17 protein-coding genes and 1 tRNA gene are annotated in these 21,154 nt (G+C 65.5%); 12 read left to right on the top strand and 6 right to left on the bottom strand.

The genetic code is table 11. The features are described 5' to 3' along the window. Positions 1-2: 2 nt before the first annotated feature. The 5 genes from KF730_RS02945 to KF730_RS02925 all read left to right on the top strand — a co-directional run bounded on the left by KF730_RS02945 (position 3) and on the right by KF730_RS02925 (position 4,613). On the top strand, positions 3-383 hold the full coding sequence (locus KF730_RS02945) for an OB-fold domain-containing protein (RefSeq protein WP_294092137.1): 381 nt from the start codon (positions 3-5) through the stop codon (positions 381-383). Beyond that, a complete protein-coding gene (locus KF730_RS02940; protein ID WP_294092136.1) occupies positions 376-1,521 on the top strand; it encodes an acetyl-CoA acetyltransferase in 1,146 nt (381 codons plus the stop codon). Before KF730_RS02945 ends, KF730_RS02940 begins: the two co-directional genes overlap by 8 nt. Before the next feature lie 105 nt (positions 1,522-1,626). After that, on the top strand, positions 1,627-2,352 hold the full coding sequence (locus KF730_RS02935) for an SDR family oxidoreductase (protein ID WP_294092135.1): 726 nt from the start codon (positions 1,627-1,629) through the stop codon (positions 2,350-2,352). After that, a complete protein-coding gene (locus tag KF730_RS02930) occupies positions 2,271-3,608 on the top strand; it encodes a CaiB/BaiF CoA-transferase family protein (RefSeq protein ID WP_294092134.1) in 1,338 nt (445 codons plus the stop codon). Before KF730_RS02935 ends, KF730_RS02930 begins: the two co-directional genes overlap by 82 nt. Before the next feature lie 168 nt (positions 3,609-3,776). Beyond that, positions 3,777-4,613, top strand: coding sequence for an IclR family transcriptional regulator (locus tag KF730_RS02925; protein ID WP_294092133.1), 837 nt, complete (start codon positions 3,777-3,779; stop codon positions 4,611-4,613). 210 nt (positions 4,614-4,823) lie between these two features. Here the strand turns inward: KF730_RS02925 and KF730_RS02920 are convergent. After that, a tRNA-Thr gene (locus KF730_RS02920) sits at positions 4,824-4,899 on the bottom strand. Positions 4,900-5,077: 178 nt separating this feature from the next. On the opposite strand from KF730_RS02920, the gene KF730_RS02915 reads away from it, so the two are divergent. The 7 genes from KF730_RS02915 (at position 5,078) to KF730_RS02885 (ending at position 14,954) form a co-directional block, all read left to right on the top strand. After that, entirely contained in the window at positions 5,078-6,328 is a 1,251-nt protein-coding gene (locus KF730_RS02915) for a hypothetical protein (RefSeq protein WP_294092132.1), read from the top strand. Between the two features lie 111 nt (positions 6,329-6,439). Next, the gene (locus tag KF730_RS02910) at positions 6,440-11,053 is read left to right on the top strand and encodes an NAD-glutamate dehydrogenase domain-containing protein (RefSeq protein ID WP_294092130.1); all 4,614 of its coding nucleotides are present in this window, start codon (positions 6,440-6,442) and stop codon (positions 11,051-11,053) included. A gap of 38 nt (positions 11,054-11,091) precedes the next feature. Beyond that, positions 11,092-11,835, top strand: coding sequence for a hypothetical protein (locus tag KF730_RS02905; protein WP_294092129.1), 744 nt, complete (start codon positions 11,092-11,094; stop codon positions 11,833-11,835). Between the two features lie 97 nt (positions 11,836-11,932). Continuing rightward, positions 11,933-12,574 carry a PepSY-associated TM helix domain-containing protein gene (locus KF730_RS02900; RefSeq protein ID WP_294092128.1) on the top strand — a complete coding sequence of 214 codons (642 nt, stop codon included), beginning with the start codon at positions 11,933-11,935 and terminating at the stop codon, positions 12,572-12,574. Between the two features lie 13 nt (positions 12,575-12,587). Then, positions 12,588-13,121 (top strand): DUF2271 domain-containing protein, encoded by a 534-nt coding sequence (locus tag KF730_RS02895; RefSeq protein ID WP_294092127.1) that lies wholly within the window; start codon positions 12,588-12,590, stop codon positions 13,119-13,121. 16 nt (positions 13,122-13,137) lie between these two features. Then, entirely contained in the window at positions 13,138-13,968 is an 831-nt protein-coding gene (locus KF730_RS02890; protein WP_294092126.1) for a DUF4198 domain-containing protein, read from the top strand. Between the two features lie 74 nt (positions 13,969-14,042). Further along, on the top strand, positions 14,043-14,954 hold the full coding sequence (locus tag KF730_RS02885; protein WP_365972908.1) for an FAD:protein FMN transferase: 912 nt from the start codon (positions 14,043-14,045) through the stop codon (positions 14,952-14,954). Here KF730_RS02885 and KF730_RS02880 read toward each other — a convergent pair. The 5 genes from KF730_RS02880 to cobT all read right to left on the bottom strand — a co-directional run bounded on the left by KF730_RS02880 (position 14,951) and on the right by cobT (position 21,125). Then, complete coding sequence (locus KF730_RS02880) at positions 14,951-15,634, bottom strand: Fe2+-dependent dioxygenase (protein ID WP_294092125.1); 684 nt, start codon at positions 15,632-15,634, stop codon at positions 14,951-14,953. The two genes, KF730_RS02885 and KF730_RS02880, sit on opposite strands and share 4 nt — an antisense overlap. Then, positions 15,628-16,215: a tetratricopeptide repeat protein gene (locus KF730_RS02875; protein ID WP_294092124.1), complete on the bottom strand. Its 588-nt coding sequence runs from the start codon at positions 16,213-16,215 to the stop codon at positions 15,628-15,630. The genes KF730_RS02880 and KF730_RS02875 overlap by 7 nt, the downstream gene beginning before the upstream one ends. A 101-nt stretch (positions 16,216-16,316) precedes the next feature. Beyond that, a complete protein-coding gene (locus KF730_RS02870; RefSeq protein ID WP_294092123.1) occupies positions 16,317-18,845 on the bottom strand; it encodes a TonB-dependent receptor in 2,529 nt (842 codons plus the stop codon). Between the two features lie 101 nt (positions 18,846-18,946). Continuing rightward, complete coding sequence (locus tag KF730_RS02865) at positions 18,947-19,195, bottom strand: ribbon-helix-helix domain-containing protein (RefSeq protein WP_294092122.1); 249 nt, start codon at positions 19,193-19,195, stop codon at positions 18,947-18,949. A gap of 103 nt (positions 19,196-19,298) precedes the next feature. Further along, entirely contained in the window at positions 19,299-21,125 is a 1,827-nt protein-coding gene (cobT, locus tag KF730_RS02860) for a cobaltochelatase subunit CobT (protein WP_294092121.1), read from the bottom strand. Positions 21,126-21,154: the final 29 nt, after the last annotated feature.

Genomic DNA, 21,154 nt, shown 5'->3' with positions numbered 1-21,154 from the left:
GGATGATCGAAAGCGCCACGCAACATTACAAGCGTAACGCGTTGCTCGGCAAGTTGCTGATCCAGCGCTCACGCACGACCGGCCGCCACGTGTTTCCGCCGCGCATCATGCTTCCCGGCGATGGCCGTGAAGATCTGGAGTGGGTCGAGGCTAGCGGTGAAGGCACACTCTACTCCTTCACGATCGTCGCCGCGAAATCGCCGCAACCGGATTACAATATTTGCCTGGTCGATCTCGCCGAAGGGCCGCGGGTGATGACCCGGCTAGTGGATGCGCCGAACGACGATCTCGCGATCGGCCGATCCGTCCGGCTTTTCATCGAGATACAAGATGGCGAACCGATAATCCTGTGTCGGCTTGCCGGGGAGTCGCGCGATGCATGAATGGTCTCGCGGAGCGGCCGCGATCGTAGGCGGTGGGACCTATGGTGTCGGCGACGCTCCAGGCTTCACGGCCACCGAACTGGCTGCGAAGGCATCGCTCAATGCGCTCGCGGACGCCAATCTGGCACTTTCCGATGTCGATGGCATTTTTCTGTGCATGCCCGACGACATGCTCTCAGGGCTGAGCTTCTCGGAATATCTGGGGCTAACTCCACGCCATACCGACAACAACCGCCTCGGTGGCTCGTCCTTCATGTCACACGCGGTGACGGCGGCATTGTATCTGGAAGCCGGTCTGATCGATATCGCGCTCATCGCGTACGGATCGGTGTCGCGCAGCAGCCGCAAACTGCTGGTTGCTCCCGGCTCGTCCGATTTCGAGAGCCCGTTCAACGTGACGCTCGCCGCCTCCTATGCTTTGGCGACGCGCCGCCATATGCACGAATATGGCACGACCGCGGAACAGCTGGCCTCCGTGGCGGTATCGATGCGGAAATGGGCCCGGCATCATCCCGATGCGATGCTGCGGGACGAGCTGACCATCGCGGAATGCCTGGCATCTCGACCGGTCGCATCGCCGCTCAAGGTGCGCGATTGCTGCCTGGTCACGGATGGCGGCGGTGCAATCGTCATGATGCGGGCCGATCGTGCCAAGGATCATTGCACCCGCCCGGCCTATCTGCTGGGGGGCGCCGCTGCGACGACGCACCGCTATATCTCGGCCATGGCGGATCTGACACGCACAGCAGCCGCGGACTGCGGACCGAGGGCGTTCGCGCTTGCCGGCCTGACCCCGGCCGATGTCGACATCGCCCAGCTATACGACGCCTTCACGATCAATCCGATCCTGTTTCTCGAGGATCTCGGATTTTGCCGGAAGGGCGAAGCGGCGACCTTCTTTGCCGAAGGCAACGCGGCGCCGGGAGGCGCCCTGCCGGTCAATACCAATGGCGGCGGGCTCTCATGCGTGCATCCCGGCATGTACGGCATCTTCGCCATCGAAGAGGCGTTCCGCCAAATCTCTCGCACAGCACGCGGCCTGCAGGTCGAGAATGCGGATGTCGCGGTCGTCCATGGCAATGGCGGCGTCCTTTCCAGCCAGGCGACATTGATCCTCGGATCGGCGGCAACGTTATGAAGCGACCTGCGACCGGCCCCGCCCTAATCGGCGTGCAGACAAATCCCCGATCGAAAGCGACGTTCAATGGTTGATCTTCTGAATCTGGCCGAGCGTACCGTGATCGTGACCGGCGCGGCGCAAGGAATCGGCGCCGGCATCGCCAAAATGGCGTCCGAACTAGGCGCGCGTCTCGCTTTGGTCGATATGAACGCCGATCTGCTCGAGACTGTGCGGGAATCGCTGCCGGGGCCTTGCAAGGTCTTTGCAGGAAGCGTCTCGGACCCGGATTTCGTGGAAGCCATGGTGGAGGAGACGGCACAGACGTTCGGACCGATCCATGGACTGGTCAACAATGCCGGCATCATCAGGCCCGCGATGATCGCCAAGATGACGCTCCAGCAATGGCGCGATGTCATCGATATCAACCTGACTGGAGCCTTCATCGTGCTGCAGGCTGTCGGCAGGCATATGCTCGGCCACGTCTCCGGGGAAACCGGAGCCTCCATCGTCAATATCTCTTCGGATGCCGGCCGGCGCGGCACGATCGGACAGATCAACTATGCTGCGGCCAAGGCCGGTATCCTGGGCGTGACGATGAGTGCGGCGCGCGAATGGGCTGCCGACAACATCCGCGTAAACACGCTGTGCTTCGGCGCGGTGGAAACTCCCATGACGGAGGTGATGCGAAGTGACCGCTTCCGCGATAAGCTGCTCGCGCAGATCCCGATGGGCCGCGTCGCGCAGACCGGGGAAGCGGCATCGGCCGCTTGCTTCCTGCTTTCGGACGCCGCGTCGTACATCACCGGTCAGCACATCGGTGTGAATGGCGGCTTCCACATTGCAACCTGACAGGAATCTCCATGACTTTGGCTGAAAGCTCGCCGCGGCCCTTGGACGGCGTACAGGTATTGGACCTGAGCCGGGTGCTGGCGGGACCATTCGCCGCCCAGATGCTCGGCGATCTTGGCGCCACGGTGATCAAGGTCGAGCGTCCCGGTGCGGGCGACGACGCACGGAAATACGGCCCAGGATTTCTCGAAGCGCCCGACAACACCGGGCAGCGCCAGTCGGCATTCTATCTGAGCACCAACCGCAACAAGAAGTCGATCACCATCGATATGGGCAAATCGGGAGGCCAGCGGCTGGTTCGCGAGCTCGTATCGCGTTGCGACGTGCTGATCGAGAATTTCAAATTCGGGACGCTGACCAGATACGGTCTCGATTTCGAGACCCTTTCCGCGATCAATCCCCGGCTGGTCTATTGCTCGATCACCGCATTCGGACAAACCGGGCCATATCGCAACCGACCCGGTTATGACGGGATCTTTCAAGCGGGCTCCGGCCTGATGAGCGTCACCGGCCTGCCAGACGATCAGCCCGGTGGGGGGCCCATGAAAGTCGGCCCGAGTATCGTAGACGTGCTGACCGGCTACAATGCCGCGATCGCGATCCTGGCGGCGCTGCGCCATCGCGACCAGGTGTCCGGCAAGGGCCAGCACATCGATCTTGCCCTGTTCGACACGGCAGTGGCTGCGGCCTCGCATTATCCGACGGACTATCTGGTGACCGGAAACGTCCCGGTTCGAAAGGGCACCGAAGGCAATGGCGGGATGCCGGCGGGCGTCTTCGACTGCGCGGACCGGCCGATCATGCTGGCGGTGGGCAATGACGAACAATTCGCACGATTCTGCGAGGTGATCGACCGGCCGGATCTGGTGGCCGACAAACGCTATGCCTCGGTTCCGCAACGGTCCGACAACCGGCGTCCGCTCGTCTCGGCAATTCAGCAAAGCCTGTCATGCTGGAACAGCGGCGAACTGCTCGAAATGCTGGAGAAGGCGGGCGTGCCAGCTGGCCCGGTCAACGATTATTCCGAAGTCTTTGGCGACCCTCATTCGCTGGCCCGCGGGCTAACTGTGCGGACTTCCCATCCATACCGCGCTGATTTGCAGCTGATCGCAAACCCGATCCGGTTTTCGGAAACGCCTGTCGAGACCTATCGGGCGCCGCCGTTGCTCGGTGAAAATACCGACGAGATTCTATCAGGCCTTCTCGGGTTCGATGCCGAGACCATCGAGGCGCTCAAACGAGACGCCATTATCTGATGAATGGGATGGAGTAGTGCGCTCTCGAAATCTGGAGCATGGTTTCAAAACCATTTTACGCCAGTTGCCTGTCTCCAGCGGCTAAACTATGCCTGCGCACGAGGTGCTGCGACCAGCGCTTCGTTCACTGGCGGGTGTATGTCGCCTTTCCTTTAGCCAAGAGGCCGCATGGCACGCGAAGCAGTATCCAGACAAAAATCGCCTCGGCGCGCTACTGCGACGAAACCTGCCCGCGGCGAAAAGGCCAAGGAGGCCTTGACCATTTCGGCACTCGAACGCGGGCTGGCCGTGCTGGAAGTCTTTAGCGGCAAAGGTACGACGCTGGGCAATCAGGAGCTTGCCCGCCTGACCAAGCTGCCAAAGGCCACCATCTCACGGATCACGAACACGCTCACCAAAGCCGGTTTCCTGATCAACAACGAGCGATTGAATACCTATGAGCTCGGCGGCGCCGCGATGTCGCTCGGCTTCGCGGCACTGTCGCGCGTGGACATCGGACGGCTGACGCGCCCGCTTCTCGAGGAACTCGCCAAAGTCGTCAATGCGAACGTTTGCCTTGGTATGCGTGACCGCGATCATATGCTCAATCTGGAAACCTGCCAGGGTCCCGGACTGATTGCATTGCAGCTGGCGCCCGGCTCGCGGGTTCCCCTGATCACCACCGCCATGGGCCGCGCTTATCTGGCCGCACTTACCGACGACGGAATCGACAAGGTCCTCACCGAATTGGAAATCAAGCCCGTCGAAAAAAAGAAGATCGCCGGCAAGATCAACGAAGCGCAGGCGATGATTTCCGATGTCGGCTTCTGCCTTTCAATCGGCGAATGGCATCGCGACATCAACGCTGCGGGCGCGCCGATTATCCTGCCGGATGGCCGTATACTGGCACTGAACATCGGAGGCCCGTCCTTCCTCATGCCGGAAGAGCAGATGCGCAAGAAGCATGGCCCGGCAGTCGCCAAAACCGCGGAGCAGATCGCCAGAACACTCGGCGGCCGCGTTTGAGATTTCGAACTTGGGATTTGAGCGGCCGTGCGGTCGAGGAAATGTGGTGCTTAGGCCCGGACGCTCAATCCTCTCATTCCGGCCGACGTCCTTCAGGTTTGCACTGAAAGAACTGCAAACCGATTGATCACCTTGATGTATGATTTGCCTGGAAACAATTGCGCGGCCCCGATCAATAGGCACCGATGGTGCCCTCTCTTGATCGGGAAGTGGTGCCGCTTACAGGACTCGAACCTGTGACCCCCGCATTACGAATGCGATGCTCTACCAGCTGAGCTAAAGCGGCCTGGTACTCGAAGGCGTCGCCCCCGAGGAGCGGCGCGCTTACCAGCATGATCCCTGGCTGACAAGCGTTGCCAGAGGCTTGTTCCGCATCTCCGGCTTTACGCGGCGTTTACCACATGGCGTGCACAACAAGACAACTTGAGCGAATGGGCGAAAGTCGTCCGAAGTGGAGCATGTGCATGGATATGTCGCGCGGCATCAACGATCCGCTGGGTGCGGGCGATCCCGAGCCAAACGAGGCCGTATCGGACCGTCCGCTGGATGTCGGCACCGACGAGCGCCGCATGCATGTCCGCGCCTATAATCACTGGGTGTCGCTGCTGCGCGGCCGCGCCTATCCTTCGATCGAGGATCTCGATCCCGGCAACATCGCCGATTTCGGCGCCCATTCGGTGCTGCTCGATTTCTCGCAGGGCATCGACAACCCGGCGATTCGTTTCCTCGGCAAGGCACTGCGCGAGGAGACCGATCTCGATACCTCGATCACGCATGTCGCGCAAGTGCCGAGCCGTTCGCTGCTGTCGCGGCTGACCGACCATTATCTCCAGATCATCGCCAATCGCGCGCCGATCGGCTTCGAGGCCGAGTTCGTCGGCACGCGCGGCCACAACACCATGTATCGCGGCATTTTGATGCCCTTCTCGTCGAATGGCGAGGAGATCGACTTCATCTATGGCGTGATCAACTGGAAGGAGCTGGTCGATGCGGCGACGCAGGCCAGGCTCGAGGCCGAGGTCGAGGAAGCGCGCCGCAGCGTGCACGCGCCGCCGGTGGCCGCGCCAGTCTGGGCCGATGGTCCGAGCGCCGGATTCGATGCGAGCGACGATCTGGTGGTGGCCGACGTGCCGGATGATTCGTCGCTGGCCGATCGCCTGATGCTCGCCCGCGAATCCGCCGCCGCCGCGCGCGCTTCGGATACGCGCAGCCGCTCGGCGCTCTATCGCGCGCTGGCGCGTTCCTATGATTTCGCGCTCGCCGCCGAAAGCAACGCGGCCGATTATGCCGAATTGCTTGAGGATGCCGGGCTGAAGGTTCAGGCACGCGCGCCGATGACCCCGGCGGTCAAGCTCGTCTTCGGCGCCGATTACGACAAGACCCGCCTCACCGAATTCGCCGCGGTGCTGAGCCACGCCAAGCGCAGCTTCGTGCCCTCGGGCGGGCTCGACTCGTTCCTCGATACTGCCGAGGGCGGCATCAAGGGCGTCGTCGCCGCCGAGCGCGCCTGGCGCCGCCCGGCCGCCAAACCGGACCTGTTCGCGCAGATCGCCGACGAACTGCGCAACCGCGCACCGATCGCCCATGTCGATCTGAAGGCCGATGGCGATTTCGTGGTTCTGCTCGCCCGCAAGGGCAAGAAGGGCATGGATATTGTCGCCCAGCTGAGCGATGCGCCGCTGACCGAGCGCACGATTCGGAAGGCCGCCGCCTGACCGGCCGCGAGGCCGCCGCATAAAAATAGTTTCACCCGTTACCGGTTCAAAGCCCTTGCAAGGGTTCTCAGGCCTTGAAGCGCCGACTCTCCGGGAGTAGCGCTTTAGGACATGAAGAACATGATGACCTCGCTGACGCGAGCGTTCGAAGAGCGGCTCCTCCAGGGGGCGCTCCCGGGTGAACTGGAAGGCTTCAACGAAGCCGAGCGCGCGGAGGCGGCGGATTTCGTCGCGAAAACCGCCGCGGTGCGCGGAGCGGGTACCCCACGGATCGCACTGGCGACCTTCATGGCCGGCGAGCGGCGGCGGATGCGCCTTGCCGTCGTCAACGACGACATGCCCTTCCTCGTCGATTCGATCGCCGCCGCGATCGGCGCGCATGATCTTTCCATCCAGCGTATCCTCCATCCCGTGATCGCGGTGTCGCGCGACAAGGCCGGCAAGCTCACCGCGATCGGTGGCGACGATGCCGATGCCCGCCGCGAATCGATGATCTATATCGAGATGGACCGCGCCGACGCGCGCACCCGCCGCGAGCTCGTCGCCGAGCTCGAGCGGATGCTCGATCAGGTTCGCGACGCCGTGCACGACTGGCGCGCGCTGCAGACCGCGATGGGCGCCGACGCGGCCTCGATCCCCAGCAAGGAGGGCGGCAAGCTGCTGCGCTGGTTCCACGACGGCGCGATGACCCTGCTCGCGCATGAGAACTGGACGGCGGACGGCAAGACCAGCGACCAGCTCGGCCTAGCCCGCTACGATCTCGAAACCCCGATCCTCGCCGAAGCATCGCGCAAGGCGGCGGTGGAATATTTCCGCAAGGGCGGCGAGGCGCCGCTGTTGCTCAAGTCCAATTCGATATCGACCGTGCACCGCCGCGTGCCGCTCGATATCGTCGTGGTGCCGATCCTGACCGGCAGCCAGGTCACCGGCCTTTCGATCCATGCCGGCCTGTGGACCAGCGCGGCCTTGTTCGCGGCGCCCGAGGAGGTGCCGGTGCTGCGCGACCGGCTGAACCGGCTCGAGCAGAAATTTGGTTTCGATCCCAAGGGCCATACCGGCAAGGCCATGGCCCACGCGATGACCGCGCTGCCGCACGATCTGACCACCGCGTTCGACGTGGATTCGCTGGAGAGCCTGGTGCTCACCTCGATGTCAGTCGCTGATCGCCCGCGCTCGAAGCTGGTGCTGGTGAAGAGCCCGCTGGGACGTCATCTGTTCGCGTTCGTCTGGCTGCCGCGCGACGAGATCACCACCAGCCGCCGCGAAGCGGTGGGGTCGATGCTCGAGGAAGCGGCGAACGCCAAGCTGATCAACTGGTCGATCGCGCTGGAAGACGGCGTCGTCGCATTGCTGCGGTACACGCTCGATCTGCGCCAGGGCGGCACGATGCCCGATGCCGCGGCCCTCGACGATCAGCTTGAGCGGATGATGCGCGGCTGGGTCCCCGCGGTCGAGGCGGCGCTGAACGAGCAGGCCGGAGGTGCCGCGACTCGCCTGGCGCTGCGCTTCGCCAACGCCTTCCCCGCCGCCTACCGCACCACCGCGACGCCAGAGGAAGCCGCGAGCGACATCCTGCGCATCGCCACGCTCGAAAGCCCCGGTGACCGTTCGGTGCGGATCACTCCCGTTGAGGGCAAGCCCGGCGAATATCGCATCAAGCTCTATGCCCAGGGTGGCGCGCTGGCGCTGTCGGACGCGGTGCCGGTGTTCGAGAATTTCGGCTTCCGCGTGATCGAGGAGGTGCCGACCCAGCTTTCGGGCGGAGCCTTCGTCCATGATTTCGAAGTCGAGGTGCCGCACCTGGCTGGCGATCTCGCCACCATCGAGAACGCCGTCGCCGCGGTGCTCGAAGGCAATGCCGAGAACGACCTGTTCAACCGGCTGATCGTCGAGAGCGGGATGGAACCCGCCTCCGTAGTCCTGTTCAGGGCCTGGTTCCGCTATCTGCGCCAGACCGGCATGAATTACGGTATGGCCACCGTCGTCGACGCGCTCCGCCGCGCGCCCGGCGTCGCCGCCGCGCTGATCGAGCGCTTCGACGCCGCGCACAATCCGGCGCGTGCCGGAAAGGACAAGGGCGCAATCGAGGCTGCCAGCAAGGCGATCGATGCCGGCCTCGACGCAGTTTCCGCGATCGACGACGACCGCATCCTGCGGACGCTGCGCGGGGTGGTGGCGGCGACCTTGCGCACCAACGCCTTCGCCCCCGCCGCGAAGGAAGCGCTCGCCTTCAAGCTCGACAGCGCCAAGGTCCCCGGTCTCCCCGCCCCGCTGCCGTGGCGCGAGATCTGGGTCTATTCCCCCCGCGTCGAGGGCATCCATCTGCGCGCCGGCCCGGTCGCGCGTGGCGGTCTGCGCTGGTCGGACCGGCGGGACGACTTCCGAACCGAGATCCTCGGCCTGATGAAGGCGCAGCGCGTCAAGAACGCCGTCATCGTCCCGACGGGCGCCAAGGGCGGCTTCTATCCCAAGATGCTGCCCTCGCCCGCTACCGACCGCGATGCGTGGTTCGCCGAAGGTACCGAGAGCTACCGCATCTTCATCCGCACCTTGCTGTCGATCACCGACAACATCGTCAGCGGCAAGGTGGTGCACCCGGACAGCGTCGCGATCCTCGACGGCGAGGATCCGTACTTCGTCGTCGCCGCGGACAAGGGCACCGCGACCTTCTCCGACGTCGCCAACGCCATCGCCATCGAACGCAATTTCTGGCTGGGCGATGCCTTCGCCAGCGGTGGCTCGGTCGGCTATGATCACAAGGCGATGGGCATCACCGCCAGGGGCGCGTGGGTGTCGGTTCGCCGCCACTTCCTCGAGATGGGCATCGACATCCAGTCCGAGCCCGTCACGGTCGCGGGCTGCGGCGACATGTCGGGCGACGTGTTCGGCAACGGCATGCTGCTGTCGAAGGCGATCAAGCTCGTTGCCGCGTTCGACCACCGTCACATCTTCCTCGATCCCGATCCCGATCCGGCAAAGAGCTGGGTCGAGCGCGACCGCATGTTCGCTTTGCCGCGCTCAAGCTGGGCGGATTACAATCCGAAGCTGATCTCGAAGGGCGGCGGCGTCTTCGCGCGCACCGAAAAGTCGATCCCGCTTTCGCCCGAGGTCCGCGCGATGCTCGGCGTCGATGCCGAGGAGATGGACCCGACCGCGCTGATCGTCGCGATCCTCAAGATGCAGGTCGGCCTGCTCTGGTTCGGCGGCATTGGCACCTACATCAAGGCGGCGAGCGAGAGCCATGGCGATGTCGGCGACCCCGCCAATGATCGCCTGCGCGTCAATGGCGAGGATCTGCGCTGCAAGGCAGTCGGCGAAGGCGCGAACCTCGGCGTGACCCAGGCCGGGCGCATCGCCTTCGCCGCGCATGGCGGCCGCATCAATACCGACTTCATCGACAATTCGGCCGGCGTCGACTGCTCGGACAACGAGGTCAACATCAAGATCGCACTCAACCGCGAGATGATCGAGGGCCGCCTGGAATTCGAGGATCGCAACAAGCTCCTCGCCGCGATGACCGACGATGTCGCGCATCTGGTGCTGGAGGATAACCGCCTCCAGACGCTGGCGATCTCGTTCATGGAAAATGACGGCGCGGTCTCGCTGCCCAGCTACGTCCGCGTCATCGAGATCCTCGAAGGTTCGGGCCGCCTCGACCGCGCCGTAGAGGGCCTCGGCTCGAACGAGGAACTGCTTCGCCGCGCGCAGGACGGCCGCGGGCTTACTCGCCCGGAACTGGCGGTGCTGCTCGCATCGACCAAGCTCGCGCTTCAGGATGCGATCGAGCACGGCAAGCTCGGCCATGATCCGGCGCTGGAAAGCGATCTCTGCCATGCCTTCCCGCCGGCGATGCAGAAGCGCTTCGGCAAGGCGATCATGGAGCATCGCCTGCGCAACGAGATCGTCGCGACCAAGCTCGCCAATCGCGTCATCAACCGCCTCGGCGTCCTCCATCCCTTCGAGCTTGCCGAAGAGGAAGGCGCGGCGATGGCCGATATCGCCGCAATGTATGCGGTGGCCGAGCGCCTGTTCAACCTGCCCGCGATCTGGGAAGCGGTGGAGACCGCGCAGATCAGCGAAGGCGCCCGCATCGCCTTGCTCGACGAAGTCGCGGTCGCGGTGCGCGGCCAGGTCGCGGATCTGCTCCGCATCGCCCGCCCGGGTGCGAGTCCCGCCAAGGTCATCGAACGGCTGAAGCCCGGCATCGACGCGCTCGACAAACAGGCCAAGGCGCTGCTGCTCGACGAGGTCAGGGCCCAGTCGAACCGTATCGCCGACAAGCTGGAGGCAGCCGGCGCACCCAAGGAACTGGTCGCCAAGGTCATCCGCCTGTTCGAACTGGACGGCGCGGTCGGCCTCGCCGAGCTCGGCGTGGGGCGCGGGATCGACGAGACGGTGCTGACGCGCGCGTTCACTTCGCTCGGTCAGGCGCTCGGGCTCGATTGGGCCCAGTCGATCGCGGCGCGGATCACCACCGGCGATCCGTGGGAGCGGCTGCTCATCGCCGGCCTCGCCCGCGATTTCCAGCAGATCCGCCTCGAGTTCCTCGCCCGGGACAAGAGCAAGGATCCGCAGGCGACGGTCGATGCCTGGCTCGCCGAAAACGGCGCCCGCGTCGCGCAATTCGCCAATCTGGTCGCGCGCGCGCGCCAATCGGCGGTGCCCAACGCGGCGATGCTGGCGCAGATCGCGGGGCAAGCGCGGGTGCTGCTCGGGCGGGAGTGATCCGGCCGGCAGATCGGCGCAATCGGTGGAGGGGAATCATGGCACGATCGGTTTTGGCGGCAATATGCGTGGCTGCGGCGATGTTCCCGGCCACGGCTTTCGCGCAAAAGGCGGCGAACACCAACGAACAGAAGCAGCTCTATTGCCGCGGCTATGATTTCGCCCCCGATCATAGCGGTCAGGCGATCCTGACCAGCCTCCCCGGCGGCAGGAACCAGGCCGACCTCTTTTTCCTCTACCGCGCCGACCCTGCCAGGGCGCGCTTCGCCGGCGGCCAGCCGCTGGTCACGCTGGACCCGGACAATGAAGACGAGCGGATCACGCCGTCGATCGGCATCTGGTATCGCTTCACGCTCGGCGCGTCCGGCCAGCCCGACAGCGACGTCCTGCCCGTGGCGATAACGGTTACCGGCGGCGATTTCCTCGATGCACCCGGCGACCTCTCGCTCTACAAGCTCCACATCGATTATGGCGCCGGCGGCAAGCTCCCGGTTTTCGTGCCTCCCTCGATGTTCGAGATGATGAACGACATGATCGGAGTCGTCACGAGCGTCGCAACCCCGCCGCAACAGGCCTATGAAACGGTCGCACAGGCCGATCTCGATCGGGTCGTCCAGGGAATGGAGGGTGCACCGCGCGCGATCGTCATCGAGCGAGGCGGCCGCGAGATCGCCAACCTCCCGATCGCCGATCGCCCGGTAGCGGCGGAGCGCGACAAGATGTTCGGCTGGATCCGTTCGACGCTGCCGTTGCTTAAGGATTGGAAGTGTCCCGAAAGCTGAAATTGGCGCGCGATTTTCAACACCATGATTTGCAATTGCGAATCGTTCGCGTTAATGGCCGAGCATAGTTTCCACTCCCGAGTCTGAACCCCGCCCGATGGATGCAACCGCCGCACCGGCTCCCCGAAAGCGCAGCCGGAAGAGCTTCTGGCTGAAGCAGCTCCATACCTGGCATTGGATGAGCTCGGCGATCAGCCTGATCGGGTTGATGCTGTTCGCGATCACCGGCTTCACGCTCAATCATGCCGGCCAGATCGAAGGATCGCCGAAATCGGTCGAGGCCACCGCGCAGCTGCCGCCGCCGCTGCTGGCCAAGGTCAAGCCCGACGACGCGCCCGACGCCAAGAAGCCGCTGCCCGCCGATGTCGCCAAGTTCATCGGTGATGCCGTCAAGATGAAGGCGGACGGGATCGCCGAATGGCGTCCGGACGAAATCTATCTCGGCATGCCCCGCCCCGGCGGCGATGCCTGGATCTCGATCGATCGCGAGACCGGCGCCGTCACCAGCGAGAACGCCTCGCGCGGCTGGATCGCCTATCTCAACGATCTCCATAAGGGCCGCAACGCCGGCACCGTGTGGAAATGGTTCATCGACATCTTCGTGCTGGCTTGCGTGATCTTCTCGCTCACCGGACTGGTATTGCTCCAGATGCATTCGAAGCACCGCAAGAGCACCTGGCCGCTGGTCGGCCTCGGCCTCCTCATCCCGGCGATCATCGCCATCTTCCTGATCCACTAAGGGAAACCCGCATATGCAGTTCCGCCTCACCGGATTGACCGCCGCAGCGCTGAGCGGCGTGGCGCTTTCGCCCGCCGCGGCCAGCGCCCAGACGCTCGATCTCTCGGTCGCCATCCCCAAGCTGACCGTCGCCGAATATCACCGTCCGTACGTGGCGATCTGGCTCGAAAAGGAAGGCGTCACGCCGCGCACCATCGCGGTGTGGTACGATTTCGATCTCAAGGGCAATGAAGGCGAAGGCACCAAGTGGCTGCGCGACGTGCGCCAATGGTGGCGCGCCTCGGGCCGTGGCCTCAGCTTTCCCGCCGACGGCCTGACCGGCGCGACCCGCGCGCCCGGCACCCACAAGCTCGCTTTTACCGGCGGCCGCGGATCGATGCCGAACCTGACTCCCGGCGCTTACAAGCTGATGATCGAAGCCGCCCGCGAGGCCGGCGGCCGCGAAGTCGTTGCGGTGCCGTTCAACTGGGACGGCAAAACGGCCGTCTCGGCCAGCGCCAAGGGCTCGGGCGAGCTCGGCGCCGTTTCGCTGACCCTCAAGCGCTGATCTGAAGGACAAGCTCATGAACCTCCGCAAGCCCCTCATCGCCGCCGCCGCGTTCGCCGCGATCGCCGCGCCCGCCGCCTATGCCCACCGCGCCTGGCTGCTGCCCTCGTCGACGATCGTCTCGGGCACCGACAATTGGGTGACCGTCGATGCCGCCGCGTCGAACGAAGTCTTCTTCTTCGATCATCGCCCGCTCGCCGCCCTCCCCACCGTCACCCAGCCCGACGGCACCGAGGGCAAGGTCGAGAACCATGCGGTCGGCAAGTTCCGCGCGACCTTCGACCTGCATCTGACCCAGCAGGGCACCTATCGCCTGTCGATCCTCAACGAAGGCGTGTTCGGCAGCTACAAGCTGAACGGCGAGACCAGGCAGCTGCCGCGCGGCACCACCACCGCCACACTGGCTGCCGCGATCCCCGCCGGTGCCACCGACGTGCAGACCGCCGAGGTCGTCTCGCGCAACGAGACCTTCATCACCCAGGGCGCACCGACCGACACCGTCTTCAAGACCAGCGGCCGCGGCATCGAGCTGGTGCCGGTGACGCACCCCAATGACCTGATCGCGGGCGAGGGCGCGACCTTCAAATTCCTGCTGGACGGCAAGCCCGGCGCCAACCTCAAGGTCGTCGCGATCCCCGGCGGCATCCGCTATCGCGACGGGCTCCACCAGATCGACGCCAGGACCGATGCCGAGGGCAAGGTCACGATCAAATGGCCGACGCCCGGCATGTACTGGCTGAACGTCGTGCCCGATGGCGGCCCGGCGATGGAAGGTCCGCCGCCGGCCGGCGCCCAGCCGCAGCGCCGCGTCGCCTATATCACCACGCTTGAGGTGCTCGCGCCCTGAGCCTGACGCCCAGAGTCGCGATTCCCGGCGGCCTGTCACCAGCCGCGTTCCACCGGCGGCAGGCCGCTGCCTTTGTGGCCGAGCTGTCGGGCGAGACCATGGGCACCAGCTGGTCGGCGAAGGTCATCGGCGGCGCGGGCCCGCTCGCCGGCGAGATCCAGCAGGTCCTGGATCGCATCGTCGCAGAGATGAGCCACTGGGCACCAGATTCGAATCTGGGGCGGTTGAATCGCGGCGCACCGGGTTGGTGGCAGCCCCTGCCGCGCGATCTTGCGACGGTGCTGGCGGCGGCGTTGCGGATAGCTCGAGCGAGCGGCGGCGCGTTCGATCCGGCGATGGGCCGGCTGGTCGATCTGTGGGGGTTTGGCCCGCCCGGGCCCCGTGCGGACGTCCCGGCGGACACCGAGATCGCCGAAGCGCTGCGGGAATCCGGACGCGATCATCTCGAGATCGACGGCACCCGCTTTCGCCGCACCGCGCCAGCCACGCTTGACCTGTCCGGTATCGCCAAGGGCTTCGCGGTCGATGCGGTCGCGGAGCGGCTGCGCGGCATGGAGGTGCGCGACTTCCTGATCGAAGTCGGCGGCGAACTGCGCGGCGAGGGGATCAAGCCGGACGGGCAGCCCTGGTGGGTCGATCTCGAACCAGTGCCCGGGGCCGCCCTCGCTCCGGTCCGCGTCGCGCTGCATGGTCTGGCGGTCGCGACGTCCGGCGACTATCGCCGCGCCTTCGCCCGGGGCGGCAAGGTCTATGCCCACACCCTCGATCCGCGCACCGGCCGTCCGGCGGACAATGGCGTCGCATCGGTGACCGTGCTGCACCCCAGCTGCATGCTGGCGGACGCCTGGGCGACGGCGCTGACCGTGCTGGGGCCGGAAGGGATGCCGCTCGCCGAACGCGAGGGGCTGGCAGTGCATATGGCGGTGCGCGGCGAAAGCGGATTCGAGGAATACCTTTCACCCGCGCTGCAAACCATGATCGGCTAGGCGTCGGCCCAGCGCCGCAACAGATTGTGATATACCCCCGTCAGCGCGATGACCGTCGCATGATCCTGCCCGAGCGCTTCCGCCGCGCCCTGCACGCCTTGATCCATCTCGAACAATATCCGCCGCGCACCGTCATCGCGAACCATCGACTGGATCCAGAAGAAGCTCGCCACCCGCCGCCCGCGCGTCACCGGCGTCACATGGTGCAGGCTCGATGAGGGATAGAGCACCGCATGTCCCGCCGGCAGCTTGACCGATTGCTCGCCGAAATTGCCCTCGATCACCAGTTCGCCGCCATCATAGGCCGCATCGTCTTCAAGGAAGACCGTCATCGAAAGGTCGCTACGGATGCGGAAGTCGCTGCCGCGCTGGATGCGAACGGCGTTGTCGACATGCGTGCCGAACGCCTGCCCGCCGGCATAGCGGTTGAACAAGGGCGGGAACACTTTGAGCGGCAGCGCCGCCGCCACGAACAGCCCCGAGCGGCCGAGCGCATCGAGGATGATGCCGCCCGCTTCGGCATGCGCCGGGGTGCCTTCAGGCAATTGCTCGTTGCGCTTGGCCAGCGCCGATTGCGCGCCCGAGGTGACGTTGCCATCGACCCATTCCACCGCGTCGATGATTCCGCGCACGCGCGCGACTTCATCGGCCGAGAGCAGTTCCGGAATCGCGATCAGCATGCGCGTAACTCGGGCCAGGGCGATGCCGCGAGAAACGCGCGCGCCTTCTCCACGAAAGCCGGTGTCGCGGTTTCGAAGCAGCGCGCGATCCAGCCGCGCGCCTCCTCCAGGCGTCCTTCGCTCGCAAGCATCCGGGCATGGTTGAACGCTCCGCGGAAATCGCCGCCCTCCGCCGCGCGGGAATAAAATTCCGCCGCCTTCGCCATGTCCTTCGTCACCACCCAGCCATCCTCATGGAAGCTACCGATATAGTTGATCGCCTTGGCATTGCCCATCGCCGCGGCCTTCTCGAACCAGCCCAGCGCCGCCGGCTTGTCCTCGGCAACGCCCTCGCCCAGCGTCAGCGACGTCGCGTAATTGTACATGCCCCAGTCGAGCCCGCGCTCGGCGGCGATACGAAAGCATTCCGCCGCCCGCGCCTTGTCGATAGCCACACCCCAGCCGAGATCGTAACAGCGCCCGACCATGTTGAGCGCCATCAGATGGCCCTGCGCCGCCGCCTTGTTGAACCAGGCAAACCCTTCGGCCGCCTGGCCCGCATCGAGCAGCATCTGCCCCAGCACCGCCTGCGCCTCGGCCACACCCTCTTCGGCGCCTGTACGAATCAGCGCCGCCCGCGCCTCCGGCGAACCGGAGAGGCGGGCGGCGATCTCCTTAGCGGAGAATTGGTCGAGCGGTTCGCTCAGAACTTCAGCCCGATCGTGGCGAAGGCCGAGCGGCCCGGCGCGATCGACGCATAATGCGAGGTATAGGCCTGGGTGAAATAGACCTTGTCGGTGATGTTCTGCACGTTGACGCTCAGCTCCACATTCGGGCTGATCGTATAGCCGATCCGGGCATCGAAGCGCCAATATTCCGGGATGGAGCGCGAGAGCACCTTGGTCGCCGGATTGACCGTCACCACGCCCGCGCTGGTCTGCGTCGCGGTGCGATTGTCGGCATAGCCGCCATATTGCTTGCTGGTATAGAAAGCGCCGCCGCCCAAGCTCAGGCCCTCGATCGGCTTTACATTCGCCCAAAGCGTGAAGCTGTCGCGCGCGGTCTGGGTCGCCTGACGGCCGGTATTGACCGAGGGCACCAGCACCACCTTCGCCGCTTGCGCGCCGACGGCTGCGGCGGTGAGTGCGGTGAAGCCGCCATCGACGATCTTGGGATCGAGATGCGTATAGCCTCCGAACACCGTCAGCCAGTTGGTGATATTGCCATTGAAGCTGAACTCCACGCCGCGGATGCGGCGCTTGCCGATGAACTCGACGGTGTTGTTCGGGCCGGTCACACGGGCATTGTCGGTGTCGGTCTGGAACGCCGCCAGCGTCAGTGCGAGCTGATTGTCGAATAGATTGGCCTTGGCGCCGATTTCATAAGACTTGGTCTTCTCGATCTTGAGACTGTTGAGCAGCGCCAGCGCGGCGGGCGTGTTGGTGGTGCCGAGCGAATTCTGTTCCTGCCCTTCGCCGAGCAGCGCGTTTGGCGGAGTCGCCGCGGTCGCGTAGCTGGCGTAAAGGCTGGTGTTGCTGGTCGGCTTGAAGACCAGGCCCGCCTGCCAGTTGAACAAATTATCCTTGCGCTCCAGCGTGAACGTGCTGGTCGCGGTCGCAGCCTGGCCTGGCGTCACCTTGGTTTCGAAGCGATCGTAGCGCACGCCCAGATTGAGGATCAGCGACGGCAGCAGCGTGATCGAGTCGAAACCATAGACCGAGACGGTCTTCGCTTCGTTCTGCGTTTCCTGGATCGGCAGGACCTTCGCGATCGGGGTGACCACCGTCGAGGTGTCGCTCGCGTAATTGACCCAGGCGGCATCGGGGTTCGGATTGAACAGGCTGACGCAATAGAAGCGCGCGATCGTCGCAGCGTTGCAGCGTGGGCTGATCGTCGATCCGTTCGCCGAGACGAATGTGCCGCGCCGCGCCTTCTCCCAGCTCACTTCCACGCCGGCGGCAAAGCTGTGCTTGATCGAGCCGGTGTCGAAGGTGCCGAACAGGTCGGTCTGGTTGGTCAGCGTGTCGGTATAGCCATAGCGGGTGTTGCCACGCGTCCAGACATAGCCGCCGGTGAGCACGTCGCCGCGCGCGCCCGCCGCCCCGGTGGTCGGGTTGGTCGCGGCGGTGCCATAGACGTTGCCCTGGCTGTCGTCCGGCAGCAGGAAGATATAGCTCTGGTCGTTGTGCGTGTAGCGCGAGGTGTTGCGCAGCGTCACATCGCCGAAATCATGCTCGACGCGCATCAATGCCTGATGGGTCGTCGCGTCGCGGAAGTCGCGGGCCTTCAGGCCATAGAAGGTCGAGCGGTCGACCGTACCGGTCACGCCGCCGATGGTGGTGATGCGGCCAATCGCCGGACCGGTCTCGATCGCACCGGTGCCGGGGTGATTGTTGAGTGTATAGAGGAACGGGATGCCGCTGTCGGGCAGTTCGTGGCTCTCGAGGTAATAATAGGCCGCCGTCAGGCGGGTATCGGTGCCGAGGCCCAGCGTGAGCGACGGGGCGACACCCCAGCGGCGCGACCAGATCGCGTCGCGGCCGGCGACATCCTGATCATGATAGAGCGCGGCGATGCGGACGCCGATATTGTGTCCCAGTTCCTGATTCAGGTCGACGGTGAAGCGCTTGTAGTCCGCCGTGCCGTAGCTCGCATTGGCGCGGACGAAATTGCCCGAGACCGGCAGCTTGGAAATGATGTTGATCGAGCCGCCGGCGCTGCCGCGCCCGCCCAGCGTCGAATCCGAACCGCGGACGATCTGGACCTGGTCGGTCGCGAAGACTTCGCGGGTCTGCGCGGCGATATCGCGCACGCCATCGACGAAGGTCGAGCCCTGGCCGTCAAAACCGCGGATGAAAGGGCGGTCGCCGATCGGGTTGCCACCCTCGGCGGCGCCGAAGGTAATGCCGGGAACGGTGCGCAGCGCTTCGGACAGGCTCGCCGACCCGGTCTGCTCGATCACCTGCGCCGGCAGGACGACCACCGAGCGGGGGGTGTTGACCAGCGGCGCGGTCGATTTCGGCCCGACCTGCTCGACGCGCTCGCCGGTGACGACGATCTGGTTGCGGTCCTGCGCGGGGCGGTCCTGATCGTCGTCCTCGCTGGCGCCTGCCCGCGCATCGGGATCGGGCGCCTTGGCATGCGCCAGGGGCGCCGACGCGATGAAGCCGACGCATGCGAGCGCGAGGAAGGATGCGGAAGAGCCGCGCACGGCAGAACTGGAACGAATCACGATAGCCCCTTTTCGGTATGGTCGTTGCGGGGGCAGCTATTGCGAAGCGTTCGCAGAGTCAATGTTATTGCGAGTAACTCGCAAATTTGTCGCAAAATGTGTCAGCGATGCCGCAGGTCCATCAGCCATGTGCGGATCGCGCTGGCGAGATTGGGCGGGTCTTCGCCCGAGATACGGGCATGATCGATCGCCGCGACCAGCGCGTTGAGCGGCAGCGCGCGCTCCGCGGCGGCGGCTTCGAGCGCCTCCCAGAAGATCGGCTCCAGGCTGATCGAGGTCTGGTGCCCGGCGATCGTCACCGAACGCTTGACCGGACCGTGGAAGCCGCCCGCGGGCGGATCGACGTTCACGCCCGACGTCCGTCACCCCGGCGAACGCCGGGGCCCAGGGTTACAGGGCACGCGCCTTGCTCTGGGGCCCGGCGTTCGCCGAGATGACGATAGAAAGAACGGCTCACTCGCTATCAAACAGCGCCGCGAGCTGCTCGACCATCGTCCCGGCCAGCTGCTCGGCATCCATGATCGTCACCGCACGGCTGTAATAGCGCGTCACGTCATGTCCGATCCCGATCGCCACCAGCTCGACCGGCGAGCGGCTCTCGATCCACGCGATCACCTGCCGCAGATGCCGCTCCAGATAGCTCCCCGAATTCACCGACAGCGTCGAATCGTCGACCGGCGCACCATCCGAGATCACCATCAATATCTTGCGGTCCTCGGGCCGCCCGATCAGCCGCTGGTGCGCCCACAGCAGCGCCTCGCCGTCGATATTCTCCTTGAGCAGCCCCTCGCGCATCATCAGCCCGAGCGACTTCTTCGCCCGCCGCCACGGCTCGTCGGCCTGCTTGTAGAGGATGTGGCGCACGTCGTTGAGCCGGCCGGGCTGGGGGGGGCGGCCATCGGCGAGCCATTTCTCGCGCGCCTGCCCGCCCTTCCAGGCGCGGGTGGTGAAGCCGAGTATCTCGGTCTTGACCCCCACCCGCTCCAGCGTGCGGGCGAGGATGTCGGCGCTGATCGCGGCGATCGAGATCGGCCGTCCGCGCATCGAGCCACTATTGTCGATCAGCAGGGTGACGACCGTGTCCTTGAACTCGGTGTCGCGCTCATGCTTGTAGCTGAGCGACAGCATCGGATTGACGATCACCCGCGCCAGCCGCGCCGCGTCGAGAATGCCCTCTTCCTGATCGAAGTCCCAGCTGCGGTTCTGCTGCGCCATCAGCCGCCGCTGGAGCCGGTTGGCGAGCTTGGTCACCGCCGATTGCAGATGCACCAGTTGCTGGTCGAGATAGGAGCGCAGGCGATCCAGCTCTTCGGGGTCGCACAGCTCGGTCGCGGCGATCTCTTCGTCGAACTGCCGGGTATAGGGCTTGTACTCGAATTGCGGCGGCAGATCGCTCCACGGGCGGTTCGGGCGCGTCGGCAGCATGCCGTCCTCGCCTTCGTCGCCGGGATCGCCGTCGCCATCGTCCATCGCGTCGCTGGCCTGCTGGTCGCCCTCCTCGCCGGCCTCGGTATCGCGCTGCTCGCCGCGCGCCTCCATCTGGCCCTCGCCCTGCTGAGCCTCGCCCTCGCCTTCTTCGTCGCCGGGCTCGTCGCGGTCGTCGGTGCCTTCGTCCTCGCCGCCGCCCTCATCGGCTTCGTCGGGAACCATGTCGCCTTCGACGAGCTCGAGATCGCGGAGCAGCTTGGTGGTCAACCCGGCAAACGCCCCCTGGTCGTCGATCGCCAGCCGCAGCGCGTCGAGATCGTCGCCGGCGCGCTCCTCGATCCAGTCGCGGACCAGCGCCATCCCCATCGCCGCGCTGGCCGGCGCCTCGCGTCCGGTCAGCCGCTCGCGCACCATCAGCTGCACCGCGGTAGACAGCGGCACCTCGTCCTTACCCCGCGCGCGCGAGATCGGATCGGACTTGAGCCGCATCTCCAGCGCATGGTCGAGATTGTCGGCGATGCCGCGATAGCCGCGCGCGCCCAGCGCTTCGATCCGCGCCGTCTCGACCGCGTCGAACACCGCGCGCGCCACCGGCTCGCTCGGCGCGCCCTTCAGATGCAGGCCATTGTCGTGATACTTGAGCCTGAGCGCGAAGCTGTCGGCGAAGCCCCGCGCCTCGGCCACCTGTTCGGCGGGAAGCGTCCGCGACGGCATCGGCACCTTGATCTGGCGCCCGTCCTGGCGCGGCGCGTCGGCGGTGAAGCTCAGTTCCGCCTCCGCCTCGCCCGAAAGCGCACGCGCGGCACCGCCCAACACGTTGCGCAACTGTTCGATCGGGGAGTCGGCGGCCATGCGAGCCTATTGAGCGGCGGCGTCGGCAA

Source organism: Sphingomonas sp. (assembly GCF_019635515.1).
In the GTDB taxonomy this organism is placed as follows: domain Bacteria; phylum Pseudomonadota; class Alphaproteobacteria; order Sphingomonadales; family Sphingomonadaceae; genus Sphingomonas.
The sequence above is the reverse complement of the archived record's forward strand: the minus strand, read 5'-3'. Positions and strand labels throughout refer to the sequence as shown.

Bases quoted from the DNA above. Each gene is read 5' to 3' on its own strand.
- KF730_RS02890 (WP_294092126.1), top strand. From the start codon at position 13,138: ATGAACCTCCGCAAGCCCCTCATCGCCGCCGCCGCGTTCGCCGCGATC.
- KF730_RS02925 (WP_294092133.1), top strand. From the start codon at position 3,777: ATGGCACGCGAAGCAGTATCCAGACAAAAATCGCCTCGGCGCGCTACT.
- cobT (WP_294092121.1), bottom strand. From the start codon at position 21,125: ATGGCCGCCGACTCCCCGATCGAACAGTTGCGCAACGTGTTGGGCGGT.
- KF730_RS02905 (WP_294092129.1), top strand. From the start codon at position 11,092: ATGGCACGATCGGTTTTGGCGGCAATATGCGTGGCTGCGGCGATGTTC.
- KF730_RS02940 (WP_294092136.1), top strand. From the start codon at position 376: ATGCATGAATGGTCTCGCGGAGCGGCCGCGATCGTAGGCGGTGGGACC.
- KF730_RS02910 (WP_294092130.1), top strand. From the start codon at position 6,440: ATGAAGAACATGATGACCTCGCTGACGCGAGCGTTCGAAGAGCGGCTC.
- KF730_RS02880 (WP_294092125.1), bottom strand. From the start codon at position 15,634: ATGCTGATCGCGATTCCGGAACTGCTCTCGGCCGATGAAGTCGCGCGC.
- KF730_RS02915 (WP_294092132.1), top strand. From the start codon at position 5,078: ATGGATATGTCGCGCGGCATCAACGATCCGCTGGGTGCGGGCGATCCC.
- KF730_RS02895 (WP_294092127.1), top strand. From the start codon at position 12,588: ATGCAGTTCCGCCTCACCGGATTGACCGCCGCAGCGCTGAGCGGCGTG.
- KF730_RS02945 (WP_294092137.1), top strand. From the start codon at position 3: ATGATCGAAAGCGCCACGCAACATTACAAGCGTAACGCGTTGCTCGGC.
- KF730_RS02900 (WP_294092128.1), top strand. From the start codon at position 11,933: ATGGATGCAACCGCCGCACCGGCTCCCCGAAAGCGCAGCCGGAAGAGC.